This window comes from Streptomyces sp. NPDC005281, assembly GCF_040607495.1.
GTDB lineage: Bacteria > Actinomycetota > Actinomycetes > Streptomycetales > Streptomycetaceae > Streptomyces.
Genome location: NZ_JBEXGX010000009.1, coordinates 142206 through 154397, shown reverse-complemented (window position 1 = coordinate 154397; position 12192 = coordinate 142206). Strand labels below are relative to the sequence as shown.

Below are 12192 nucleotides of genomic sequence, written 5' to 3'. Positions count from 1 at the left end.
CCGCCGACAGGACGCGAAGGCGATGAGGAGTCAACTCGCCGACAGTGCGCGCCGAACGGCGACAACCCGCCGACGGGGGAAGATCGACGGGTTGTCCGTGGTGCCGCAGTGGCTCAGTGGACGGAGTGCTCCTCCAGCGGGAACGTCCCGCCGACGACGTCCTCGGCGAACGCCTTCGCCGCGTCGCCCATGACCTGGCGCAGGTCCGCGTACTGCTTGACGAACTTCGGCACCTTGCCGCCCGTCAGGCCGAGCATGTCGGTCCACACCAGGACCTGCGCGTCGGTCTCGGCGCCCGCGCCGATGCCCACGGTCGGGATGTGCAGGGTGCGGGTGACCTCGGCGGCGAGCTCGGCCGGGACCAGTTCGAGGACGACGGCGAAGGCGCCCGCGTCCTGGACGGCCTTGGCGTCCCGCAGCAGTTGGTGCGCGGCCTCCTCGCCCCGGCCCTGGACGCGGTAGCCCATGGAGTTCACGGACTGCGGGGTCAGGCCGATGTGCGCCATCACCGGGATGCCGGACTCGACCAGCAGCTCGATCTGGCGGTGCGAGCGCTCGCCGCCCTCCAGCTTCACGGCGCCCACCCCGGCCTCCTTGACCAGGCGGGTCGCCGAGCGCAGCGCCTGCACCGGGCCTTCCTGGTAGGACCCGAAGGGCAGGTCGGCGACGATCAGGGCCCGGCTGGTGCCCCGGACGACCGCGGCGGACAGCATGGTCATCTCGTCCATGGTCACCGGGACGGTCGTCTCGTAGCCCAGGTGGCAGTTGCCGGCCGAGTCGCCGACGAGCATGACCGGGATGCCGGCCTCGTCGAAGACGGACGCGGTCATCGCGTCGTAGGCGGTGAGCATGGGCCACTTCTCGCCGCGCTCCTTGGCGGCGGTGATGTCGCGCACCGTGATGCGGCGGGTGCTCTTGCCCCCGTACAGCGCCTTGCTGCCGGTGGCCTTGAGGACACCCTCCGACGGCTGCTTCTGGGCAGCCGAAAGCTGCGTCATCGCAACGGCTCCTTATGTCATCTCGAGGCACCCTGACGGCGTCCCCGGATCACCTCCATGGTGGCACCTCGCGCGACGGGCGGCTAGACCGGGCCCGCCGGACCCGATGTCGTTCACGCCACGCGCAGGCCACCTCCGACCACTGCCGTCCGCCGCCGGCCATTGCCGGCCACCTCCGGCCACGCTTCGGCCGCCTCCGGCCAAAGGCCTAGGTCCGTTCGTAAGTTCTCCGTAAAGGCTTTCCGATACGAGACGGTTCCGTATCGAAACGCCTTTAGGGTGGTGTCATGACAACTTCCGCTCCTCCGCTCGACCGACGAGTGCCCGAGGCGGTGCACCGGCGCCGCTGGGCGATCCTCGGCGCGCTCATGCTCAGCCTGCTGATCGTGGTGCTCGACAACTCCATCCTGAACGTCGCGATCAAGACGATCTCGACCCCCGCGCCCACCGGGCTCGGGGCCACCCAGGGTGAGCTGGAGTGGGCCATCAACGCCTACACCCTCGTCTTCGCCGGTCTCCTGTTCACCGCGGGCCTTCTCGGCGACCGGCTCGGCCGCAAGAAGGTGCTGCTCGCCGGTCTCGCCGTCTTCGGCGTCGGTTCCGCGCTGGCCGCCGAGTCCGGCTCGCCCGTCCAGCTCATCGTGTTCCGTGCGCTCATGGGTCTCGGCGCCGCCTTCGTGATGCCCGCCACCCTCGCCGTTCTCATGAACGTCTTCGAGCGCGACGAGCAGCCCAAGGCCATCGGCATCTGGGCCGGCGGCGTCGGCCTCGCCATCGCGATCGGCCCGATCACCGGCGGCGTGCTCCTCGACCACTTCTGGTGGGGCTCGGTCTTCCTGATCAACGTGCCCATCGTGATCCTCGCGATCGGCCTGATGATCTGGCTGGTCCCCGACTCGCGCGACCCGAACCCGGGCCGCCTGGACCCGGTCGGCGTGGTCCTGTCGATCATCGGCCTCGTCCTGCTCGTCTACGGCATCATCAAGGGCGGCCAGCTCGCCGACTTCACCGACCCGCAGGTCCTCGCGACGATCGGCGCCGGGCTCGCCGTCCTCATCGGCTTCGTGGTGTTCGAGAAGCGCAGCGACCACCCGTCCATCGACGTCACGTACTTCAAGAACAAGGTCTTCTCGGCGGCGATCTCGGCCATCGCGCTGGTCTTCTTCGCGCTCATGGGCGTGACCTTCTTCTCCGTCTTCTACACCCAGAGCGTGCGGGGCTACTCGCCGCTCCAGACCGGCCTGCTGATGCTCCCGCTGGCCGTCGCCCAGATCATCTTCGCGCCGCGTGCCCGGCTGGTCGTCGACCGCTTCGGCAACCGCGCCACCTGCACGGCCGGCCTGGTGATCATCGCCGCGACGCTGGCCGCGTTCGCCACGCTGGAGGCGGACACCCCGATCTGGCTCCTCGAGGTCATCTTCTTCCTGATGGGCACCGGCATGGCGCACATCATGACCCCGACCAGCGTCGTCATCATGCAGGCGCTGCCGCGCGAGAAGGCCGGCTCCGCGTCCGCGCTGAGCAACACCTTCCGCCAGGTCGGCGGCGCGCTCGGTATCGCCGTCCTCGGTTCGGTGCTCTCCACCGCCTACCGCAACGGCATCGACGGCAAGCTCGCCCTCGTCCCGGCCCCCCTGCGGCACACCGCGGGCGAGTCCATCGAGGCCACCCTCGGCGTCGCCGCCAAGCTCGGCCCCCAGGGCAAGGCCCTCATCACCCCGGCCAACGACGCCTTCCTGCACGCGATGCACGTCACCGCCCTGTGCGGCGCGGGTGTCGCGGTCATCGGCGCCGTGGTCGTCGCGCTGTTCCTGCCCGGCCGTCCCGCGGCCCCGCGGGAGGGCAAGGACGAGGCCGAGCTGGTCACGGCCGACGTCGGACAGGACTGACACCGGCGCGCACGACCGTGGGCACCCTCGACCGGGGTGCCCACGGCGGCGCGCGTCGCGAGGTCGCGCACGTCAGGCACGGCGCGCACGGCGGTGCACTTCGCGCCGGGTGCCCGCCACCGCCGTGAACGGGGGAGAATGACACCTGGTCAACGATGGGAACGGAGTTCGACGTGAGCCTCGCGGACAGCCGAGACAGGCAGGTGTGCCCCGGCCGGGGACGTCCCCGCAGCGAGGCGGTGGAACGTGCCATCGTCGAGGGCGTGATGAAGCTCCTGGAGGACGGTGTCCCGCTCGCGGACATCTCCATCGAGCGGCTGGCACGCACCGCCGGAGTCGGCAAGGCGACGATCTACCGCCGCTGGAGCGGCAAGGAAGAACTCTTCGTCGACGTCCTGCGCGGCACCGAGCCCGCCGACCCCGAACTCCCCGGCGTCTCCATGCGCGACGATCTCGTCGTCCTGCTGGAGTCGCTGCGCCGCCGCGGTCTCGTCAACCGCTCGTCGGCGATCCTGCACAACGTCTACGCGCAGATGAAGAGCAGCCCCAAACTGTGGGCCGCGTACGACGCCACGGTCATAGTGCCCAGGCGCCAACTGGGCTACGAGGTGCTGCGCCGCGGACAGGAGAACGGCGAACTCCGCGACGACGTCGACATCGAGCTGCTCAACGACATGTTCGTCGGCCCCATGCTCGTCCGCTCCGTCATGCGCCCCGACACCGATCTCCCGGAGGGCCTCGCCGAACGGATCGTCGACACGCTGCTGGAGGGACTGCGTCCCGCCCGGCCGTGACACGGACAGTTTCTGACGGCGTGAATGTGCGCGTTTCGTCACAGAGGCCGCACCTCGTGCCAGGATGCGGAACTCCGGGCACGAAGTTGTACGTCCCCTTGCCTGTACGGCCGTCCCGGACGGCGAGAACGACACCGGACATCCCCTAGGGTCGTAGCCGAGGGGCAGACGGTGCGCACGGCAGTTTGTGAGGCGACGGAATGGCGCAGCAGGCGTATATGACGGAGACGGGCAGCGACGGCCGGGGGCCGGAGCGCAGAGAGTCCCGGCTCCGGCGCCTGTTCGACGGCTGGCGCGGGGACCGCGGCATCTGGCGGCGCGGGCTGATCCTCGCCGCCCTCGCGCTGCTGCTCGCCCTGGTGATGCTGACGCACGGGCGGATCCCGAACCGGATCGGCAACCTCGGCAGTCTCACCGAGACGTTCCTGCCGTGGCTCGGCGTGTTCATCCCGGTCCTGCTGGTCCTCGCGTTCGTACGCAAGTCCGCCAGTGCCCTGGTCGCCGTGCTGCTGACCGGCGCAGTCTGGCTGAACCTCTTCGGCGGACTGCTGACCGACAAGACCGGAACGGGCGGCGATCTGACCGTCGCCACCCACAACGTCAACGCCGACAACCCGGACCCGTCCGGGACCGCACGGGACGTCGCCGCCTCGGGCGCCGACGTGCTCGCCCTCGAGGAGCTGACCGCCTCGGCGGTGCCGGTCTACGAGAAGGCGCTCGCGTCGACGTACAAGTACCACTCGGTGCAGGGAACCGTCGGGCTGTGGAGCAAGTACCCGCTCGGTGACGTCCGGCCGGTGGACATCAAGCTCGGCTGGACGCGCGCCATGCGGGCGACCGTGACGGCGCCGGCCGGCCGGGTCGCGGTGTACGTGGCCCATCTGCCCTCGGTGCGGGTGAAGATGAAGGCCGGGTTCACGGCGCGGCAGCGCGACAAGAGCGCGAACGCGCTGGGCGAGGCGATCGCCGGCGAGCCCCTGAAGCAGGTCGTCCTGCTCGGTGACCTCAACGGCACGATGAACGACCGGGCGCTGAACGCGGTCACCGCGCAGATGCGTTCCACGCAGGGCGCGGTGGGCAGCGGCTTCGGCTTCAGCTGGCCGGCCTCGTTCCCGATGGCCCGCATCGACCAGATCATGGTCAAGGGCATCGATCCGGTGACCTCCTGGACCCTCCCGGCCACCGGAAGCGACCACCTCCCGATCGCGGCCCGCGTCAAGGTGGACGCCACGGCGTCCTGACGGGCCGGGTTCGCGCCGCGACGGGCGCGACGGCGTCCTGGCGGCCGGGTCCGCGACGAACGGACACCACGGTGTCCTGACCCGGTCGCGCCCGTGCCGATACGGACGCCACGTCCTCCTGACAGGTCGGGTCCGCGCCGAGCGACCGGTCGCGTCCGCGCCGAGACGGGCGCCACGGCGTCCTGACCGGTCGCGCCCGTGCCGATGCGGACGCCACGCCCTCCTGACCGCCAGGGGCCCGCGTCAAGGCGTACGCCACGGTGTCTTGACCCGCGCGGAATCGCCTTTCAACCTCCTGGAATACTGGGCCCGGCAGACTTTGTTCACTGGCTAAACTTAATAGCCGGTACGGACCCCCGCTCGCCCCAGTTTCTTCGAAAGGCTTCTCATGCCTCTGGCCCTGCTCGCCCTCGCCGTGGGCGCCTTCGGCATCGGCACCACCGAGTTCGCCATGATGGGCCTGCTGCCGGAGGTCGCGGGCGACCTGCGCATATCCATCCCGGCCGCCGGACACCTCGTCTCCGCCTACGCGCTCGGCGTCGTCATCGGGGCCCCGCTGCTCGCCGCGGCCACCGCCCGGATGCCCCGCCGCACCGTCCTCATCGCCCTGATGGGTCTCTTCGTCGCGGGCAACGCGCTCTCCGCGCTCGCCCCCGACCAGCACTGGCTGCTCGCCGCGCGCTTCCTCAGCGGTCTGCCGCACGGCGCCTTCTTCGGCGTGGGGGCCGTGGTGGCCACCGGCCTGGTCGCGCCCGAGCGCAAGGCCCGTTCCGTGTCGCTGATGTTCCTCGGCCTGACCGTCGCGAACATCGCCGGTGTCCCGGTCGCCACCCTGGTGGGGCAGCACCTGGGCTGGCGGGCCACCTTCCTCGGGGTGAGCGCGATCGGCCTGGCCGCCATCGCCTCGCTGTTCCTGCTGATCCCGCGGACCCCCGGAGCCACCCCCGGCGGCGGTCTGCGCGGCGAACTCGCGGCCCTGCGCCCGCTGCCCGTCTGGCTGGCCCTCGGCACCACGGTCGCCGGCTTCGGGGCCCTCTTCGCCGCGTACAGCTACATCGCGCCGATGCTGACCGGCGCCGCCGGATACTCCGAGGGCAGTGTCACGCTGCTGCTGGCTCTGTTCGGGGTCGGCGCGACGGCGGGCAACCTGCTGGGCGGCCGGCTCGCGGACCACGCCATGAGCCGCACCCTGTTCGCCGGCCTGGCCTCGCTGGTGGTCGTGCTGGCCGCCTTCCCGCTGCTGATGCGTACGCAGTGGAGCGCGGCGCTCGCGGTGCTGCTGCTCGGTACGGCCGCCTTCGTCACCGGCTCGCCCCTCCAGCTGATGGTCATGGAGAAGGCCGCCGCCGCGCCCTCCCTCGCCTCCTCCGCCAATCAGGCCGCGTTCAACCTGGCCAACGCGGGCGGCGCCTGGATCGGCGGGCTCGCCCTGGCGGCGGGCCTCGGCACCACGTCCCCGGCGCTCGCCGGAGCCGCCCTGGCCGTGCTCGGCCTGGCCGTCGCGGCGACGGCGTACGGAGTCGACCGCCGCCGGGCGGCCCTGGGCACGAATTCCGGCCGCCTCGTCGCCGCACACATGCCCGCGCCGCCGGAGCACGTGCACCGGTGACGCCCCGCGTACACCGGTGACGCCCCGTCCGGGTGTCGCGGACCCGGCCGGTCGCGGGTCCCGTACCTCCGACCGGTCAGTCCTCGGTCTCCGGCGGGTCGAAGCGGGCCAGGTCGCGCAGCCAGACGCGGGCCGAACCATCGGACGGCGCACGCCAGTCGCCGCGCGGCGAGAGCGAACCGCCGGCCGAGACCTTCGGCCCGTTCGGCATGGCCGAGCGCTTGAACTGCGCGAACCCGAAGAAGCGGCGGCAGAACACCTCCAGCCAGCGCCGGATCTCCGGCAGGTCGTAGGCGACGCGCTCGGCCGCGGGGAAGCCCGGCGGCCAGGCACCCGCGTCCGGGTCGTGCCAGGCGTGCCAGGCCAGGAAGGCGGTCTTCGAGGGCCTGAAGCCGTAGCGCAGCACGTGGAACAGGGTGAAGTCGTGCAGCGCGTACGGGCCGATCTTCGACTCGGTGGACTGCATCTCCTCGCCCGGTACGAGCTCGGGGCTGATCTCCGTGTCGAGGATCGCGGCGAGGGTCCGGTTCGTGTCCTCGCCGAACTGCCGGCTGGCGATGACCCAGCGGATCAGATGCTGGATCAGTGTCTTCGGCACCCCAGAGTTGACGTTGTAGTGACTCATCTGGTCGCCCACGCCGTACGTGGACCAGCCGAGCGCCAGCTCCGAGAGGTCACCGGTCCCGAGCACGATGCCGTCACGCTGGTTGGCGAGCCGGAACAGGTAGTCGGTGCGCAGTCCGGCCTGCACGTTCTCGAACGTGACGTCGTAGACGGGCTCGCCCGAGGCGAAGGGGTGGTCCATCTCCTTCAGCATCAGCCGGGCGGTCGGCGTGATGTCCAGCTCGGCCGCGGTGACGCCGAGGGAGCGCATCAGCTCGTGCGCGTTGCCCTTGGTGTGGTCGCTGGTGGCGAAGCCCGGCAGGGTGAAGGCGAGGATGTCGCTGCGCGGCCGGCCCGCCCGGTCCATCGCGCGGGCGGCGACGATCAGCGCGTGCGTGGAGTCGAGCCCGCCGGACACCCCGATGACCACCTTCGGGCCACCGATCGCCGCGAGCCGCTGCTGGAGCCCCGCGACCTGGATGTTGTACGCCTCGTAGCAGTCCTGGGCCAGCCGGTCGGGGTCGGCGGGCACGAACGGGAAGCGCTCGATACGGCGCCGCAGGCCCAGGTCGCCGGCCGGCGGGTCGAGGCTGAACGACAGCGTCCGGAAGTCGGCGGTGCGGGCGTCGTGAGTGCGCCGGTTGTCGTCGAAACTGCCGGTGCGCAGCCGCTCCTGGCGCAGCAGGTCGAGGTCGACGTCCGCGACGGCGAACTGGTCGTCGAGCGGGAAGCGGTCGGACTCGGCCAGCAGCGTCCCGTTCTCGTAGATCATGGTCTGGCCGTCCCAGGACAGGTCCGTGGTCGACTCGCCGAGGCCCGCCGCCGCGTAGACGTACGCGGCGATGCAACGCGAGGACGCCGAGCGGGACATCAGCTTGCGGTCCTCGGCCCGGCCGACGGTGATCGGGCTGCCGGAGAGGTTGGCGAGGACGGTGGCGCCCGCCAGGGCAGCCTCGGCGCTCGGCGGCACCGGCACCCACATGTCCTCGCAGATCTCCGCGTGCAGCACCAGACCCGGTACGTCCTCGGCGGCGAACAGCAGGTCCACGCCGAACGGCACGGACTCCCCGCCGACCTTGATCGTGCCGCCGCGCTCGTCGTCGCCCGCGGCGATCTGCCGGCGTTCGTAGAACTCCCGGTAGTTCGGCGGGTACGACTTGGGCACGACCCCGAGGACCCGGCCCCGGTGCACGATCACCGCGCAGTTGTAGACCCGGTTGCGGTGGCGCAGCGGGGCTCCCACGACCAGGACGGGCAGGAGCTCGGCCGACCCCGTCACCACCGTACGGAGCGCCTCCTCGACCTGGTCGAGCAGCGCGTCCTGGAGCAGCAGGTCCTCGATCGAGTAGCCGCACAGCCCCATCTCCGGGAAGACGGCGACGGCGACACCCTCCCCGGCGCACCTGCGTGCCTGGCGCAGGACGGCCTCGGCGTTGGCGGGCGGGTCCGCGATGACGGTGTGGCCCGTGCAGGCGGCGACGCGTGCGAAGCCGTGCTGATAGAGCGACCGGAAGTTCAGAGGAGACACCCGGCCAGTGTAATCGTCAGAGCGACGCGATGGGGTGGCCGGGGGGTGTGGCGGACGGCCTTCCGCAACGCGCGATGCGCCCGCCTCCGCAGGAGAGGCGAGCGCATCGTTCGTGAATCGTCGTTCAGCGGCGGCTGAACGACTCGACGTAGCCCGGGGCGGGGGAACCCACACCGGTGACGTCGTCGTAGCCCTTCACGGCCTTCAGGGAGCTGTCCGCGCCGAGGGTGCGGACGGAGATGAGCTGACCGCCCGAGGCGTCGAAGCCGTTCGCGAAGTCGACACGCGCCACGCCGAGTCCGGAAGCGCCCGTGGGCTTGTCCGTGACGTCGTGGTACGCCTTCGACCCGGCCTTGGCGTAGATGGACGGGTTGGCGAAACCGATCGCCTTGCCGCCGTGCGCCTCCTGGGCGAGAGCCTGGACGGCCGCGATCACCGGAGCGGCGAGCGAGGTGCCGCCGATGCGGTACTCGCTGTACTGCTCCGTCCCGTCCGGGAAGGTCTGCGTCTGGCCGACCTTGAAACCGGTGTTGGGGTCGGCGATCGCCGCGATGTCCGGGACGACCCGGTTACCCGCCGCGTTGTTGGCCTTGGCCAGCGCGTTCGGGACGACGCCCTTCTGGTAGTAGGGCTCCGCCACGGTCTTGCTGGTGCCACCGCCGGCACCCGAGGTGAACGCGCCCGGGAACCCGGTCCAGCTCTTGCCGTCCGTGGACAGCGTGGCCTTCTCGGTGCCCCAGCCGGTCTCCCACTGGTACTTGTCGCCCTTGCCGACCGCCAGCGAGGTACCGCCGACCGCCGTCACCCACGCCGAGTTGGCCGGGGTGTCGACCTGCTTCGTCCCGGTGTTGGCGACCTCGTCGCCGTTGTCGCCGGAGGAGAAGTAGAAGCCGATGCCCTCGACCGCGCCGAACTGGAAGGTCTGGTCGTAGGCGGCGGCCAGGTCCGGGGTCTGGTTGGCCTCGATGTCGCCCCACGAGTTGGAGACGATGTCGGCCAGGTGCCCGTCGACGATCTTGTTGAGCGAGGCGAGCAGGTCGTCGTCGTAGCAGGAGGCGGCACCCACGTAGGTGATGCTCGCGCCCGGCGCGACGGCGTGGACGGCTTCGACGTCGAGGGTCTCCTCGCCGTACCAGCCGGCCGCCCCGCACTCCTCGGTCTTCGTGTACGCCGCGGGCAGCACCTGACGGAGCTGACCGCTGGAGTACGCGGCGTCGCCGTGCTTGCCGGCGTAGGTGGCCGCGTCGAAGGCGATGGTCGGCGAGGCGTACGCGTCCGTGATGGCGACGCGCACGTTCTTGCCGGTGCGCTTGCCCGCTCCGTACGCCGCGCGCAGCTGCTTGCCGGTGTAGCCCTGGACGGCGTACGGGATCTTCGATCCGTACGCGTCCGGGAGGGTGCTCGCGATGTTCGAGCCGTAGTACGAGGAGAACGGCCCGGAGTTCTTGAACACCGCGTCCGGAGGCGGCAGTTGATCGGCGTGCGTCGCCTTGTGCGGAGCGTTGTCCAGGCCGGTGACGGTCAGGACGGCGCCGTTCAGGGCGGCGGGCGCGGAAGCCGTCTTCGACGGCGCCCGGTAAGTCTTCTTGCCCTTGGTGTAGTTGTGCAGCTGAGTGCCGAACGCCTTCTCGGCGGCGGCCACGTCACCGGTGACGGAGACGTAGTGCTGCGTCGTTCCGGTGACCTTCAGGCCCGCAGACTTCAGCCAGGTGGTCACCGCGGTGACCTGGGCCTTGGTGGCGCCGAAACGTGCCTGCGCCTTCTTGGCGCTGAGGTATTTCCCGTACGAAGCCGAGTGCGGGTCGGACACGGACCTGGCGTAGGCCGCCAGACCCTTGGCGTCCCGGCCGGCGAGGTACACCCGGGCCGAGAGTTGGGAGCCGTCGGAGGCCGCTCCCTTGTCCGCCTTGGCGGTCGCCCACGCGGGCCGGGTACCCGCGAGAGTGTCCCGGCTCGGGCCGTCCGTGGCGTGGGCCGCGGGTATGCCGAGCGCCAGCGCACCGGCGAGCAGAGGCAGTGTCGCCGCCAGACTCACTCCGGCGCGCGCGGTGGCGCGGTTGGATCTCATAGAACCCCCTGCGATGCGGTTCGTCGCATGTAGTGGTTGGTCGGTGATCCACGCGAAAGGCTCACGTCCTGCCGGAGCGTGAGGAATGGATCACAGATGGGGGCCACTCTGACGCTGAACCGTTCATGCCAGGGGAATGAAAAACCCAAGGAAAGACCAAGTGGAAGCAATTGACGATCATTTGAGGCGGTTTGACGTGCACCCTCGCGCATAGTCGAGGGTTTTCCCTCTGTCCCGATCCGGGCTATGTAAAGGGGCCCCCGGATTCTGTAAGCGGATCGAGTCCCTGAGGCGTGTCAGTGGTGTGAAGCAGCTGGAGTTCGAAGACTTCTACCGGAGCGGGCGGGACGTCTGCCTGCGGGCGGTCCTCGCCGTGGTGAGCGACCGTCAGCTGGCCGAGGATCTCGTGGCCGAGGCGTTCGCCAGGGCCTGGGCGGCCTGGCCCCGGGTCCGCGGCCATCCCGCGCCCCGCGCGTGGATCGTCCGGACCGCGCTCAACACCCGTGTCTCGTGGTGGCGTCGGCGCCGCCGCGAGGTCGCGTTCGGCGACCACGACGGCCGGGAGGCCGAGGCCGTGGAGTCCGGCGCCGCCGGACTCGACCCCGCGCTGCTGGCACTGCTGCGCGAACTGCCGCGCAGACAGCGGGAGGTCGTCGCCCTGCGGGTCTTCCTCGACCTCGACACGGCGGCCACGGCGAAGACGCTCGGGATCGCTCCCGGAACCGTGACCGCCCATCTGGCACGGGCCGTCGGGACACTCCGCGGCCAACTCGTCACCCTCGACACACCGGAGGCAGGATCATGAACGGAAGCGACGACGACATCGACGTCCTGGACGCGCTGAGGGGCTCACTCGACGACATCACCATGGCGGTGCCCGTCGAGCGGATCGTGGCCGAGGGCCGCGCGGTCCGGCGCCGGCGCCGGCGGGTGGCCGTCGCGGCCGTGGGCGCCACGGCGGCCGTGGGGCTCGCGCTCGGCGCGCCGGGCTACGGCCACCCGTCCACCGCTCCGCCCACGGGCCGAAACACCGAGGCCGTCGCGTTCACCGTCGCCAAGCGGTCGGACGGCAAGGTCGCGGTGACCTGGACCAAGGAGCAGTACTTCAAGGACCCGGCCGGACTCCAGAAGGCGCTCCGAGCGGCGGGATTCCCCGTCCTGGTGAGGACCGGGGTGTTCTGCAAGGGGCCGGACGACCACACACAGGTCGACCGCCACGGCTCGGGAGCGGGGGTCGACAAGGTCGTCGAGCGGGAGCGGCGCGGCGACGGCACCGTCGTCTTCGTCTACGACCCGGCGGCCATGCCCGCCCACACCCAGCTCTCCATCGGCTACCTGAACCAGGTCCAGCTCGCCGTCACCCACGGCCGGCCCGGCTCGGTGGAACGGCTCGTGCCGACCGGCGTCGCCCTGAAGTGCGGTACGGACTGGCGCGGCTGACCGTACGGCGAAGGGGCGAGCG

9 protein-coding genes are annotated in these 12192 nt (G+C 71.0%); 6 read left to right on the top strand and 3 right to left on the bottom strand.

The features are described 5' to 3' along the window. Nucleotides 1-113: 113 nt before the first annotated feature. The gene (gene panB / locus ABZV42_RS15220) at nt 114-998 is read right to left on the bottom strand and encodes a 3-methyl-2-oxobutanoate hydroxymethyltransferase (protein ID WP_355985187.1); all 885 of its coding nucleotides are present in this window, start codon (nt 996-998) and stop codon (nt 114-116) included. Between the two features lie 287 nt (nt 999-1285). Between panB and ABZV42_RS15215 the strand changes: the two genes are divergently transcribed. From ABZV42_RS15215 to ABZV42_RS15200, 4 genes are all read left to right on the top strand, one after another. Further along, nucleotides 1286-2887 carry an MFS transporter gene (locus ABZV42_RS15215; protein WP_355985190.1) on the top strand — a complete coding sequence of 534 codons (1602 nt, stop codon included), beginning with the start codon at nt 1286-1288 and terminating at the stop codon, nt 2885-2887. Nucleotides 2888-3060: 173 nt separating this feature from the next. Next, the gene (locus ABZV42_RS15210; RefSeq protein ID WP_356052158.1) at nt 3061-3681 is read left to right on the top strand and encodes a TetR/AcrR family transcriptional regulator; all 621 of its coding nucleotides are present in this window, start codon (nt 3061-3063) and stop codon (nt 3679-3681) included. A gap of 200 nt (nt 3682-3881) precedes the next feature. Further along, complete coding sequence (locus tag ABZV42_RS15205) at nt 3882-4922, top strand: endonuclease/exonuclease/phosphatase family protein (protein WP_355985195.1); 1041 nt, start codon at nt 3882-3884, stop codon at nt 4920-4922. A 388-nt stretch (nt 4923-5310) separates the two neighbouring features. Continuing rightward, nucleotides 5311-6531: an MFS transporter gene (locus tag ABZV42_RS15200; protein ID WP_355985198.1), complete on the top strand. Its 1221-nt coding sequence runs from the start codon at nt 5311-5313 to the stop codon at nt 6529-6531. A gap of 76 nt (nt 6532-6607) precedes the next feature. Here the strand turns inward: ABZV42_RS15200 and ABZV42_RS15195 are convergent, their stop codons facing one another. Further along, complete coding sequence (locus ABZV42_RS15195) at nt 6608-8662, bottom strand: NAD(+) synthase (protein WP_356052157.1); 2055 nt, start codon at nt 8660-8662, stop codon at nt 6608-6610. 124 nt (nt 8663-8786) lie between these two features. Next, nucleotides 8787-10730: a S53 family peptidase gene (locus ABZV42_RS15190; RefSeq protein ID WP_355985204.1), complete on the bottom strand. Its 1944-nt coding sequence runs from the start codon at nt 10728-10730 to the stop codon at nt 8787-8789. Nucleotides 10731-11034: 304 nt separating this feature from the next. Between ABZV42_RS15190 and ABZV42_RS15185 the strand changes: the two genes are divergently transcribed. Together ABZV42_RS15185 and ABZV42_RS15180 are read left to right on the top strand one after the other, a co-directional pair. Then, the gene (locus ABZV42_RS15185; protein ID WP_355985206.1) at nt 11035-11535 is read left to right on the top strand and encodes a sigma-70 family RNA polymerase sigma factor; all 501 of its coding nucleotides are present in this window, start codon (nt 11035-11037) and stop codon (nt 11533-11535) included. Next, nucleotides 11532-12170 (top strand): hypothetical protein, encoded by a 639-nt coding sequence (locus tag ABZV42_RS15180; protein WP_356052156.1) that lies wholly within the window; start codon nt 11532-11534, stop codon nt 12168-12170. Before ABZV42_RS15185 ends, ABZV42_RS15180 begins: the two co-directional genes overlap by 4 nt. Nucleotides 12171-12192 lie beyond the last annotated feature (22 nt).

Coding starts and splice junctions, on each gene's coding strand:
- ABZV42_RS15200 (WP_355985198.1), top strand. CDS start 5,311: ATGCCTCTGGCCCTGCTCGCCCTCGCCGTGGGCGCCTTCGGCATCGGC.
- ABZV42_RS15205 (WP_355985195.1), top strand. CDS start 3,882: ATGGCGCAGCAGGCGTATATGACGGAGACGGGCAGCGACGGCCGGGGG.
- ABZV42_RS15215 (WP_355985190.1), top strand. CDS start 1,286: ATGACAACTTCCGCTCCTCCGCTCGACCGACGAGTGCCCGAGGCGGTG.
- panB (WP_355985187.1), bottom strand. CDS start 998: ATGACGCAGCTTTCGGCTGCCCAGAAGCAGCCGTCGGAGGGTGTCCTC.
- ABZV42_RS15180 (WP_356052156.1), top strand. CDS start 11,532: ATGAACGGAAGCGACGACGACATCGACGTCCTGGACGCGCTGAGGGGC.
- ABZV42_RS15190 (WP_355985204.1), bottom strand. CDS start 10,730: ATGAGATCCAACCGCGCCACCGCGCGCGCCGGAGTGAGTCTGGCGGCG.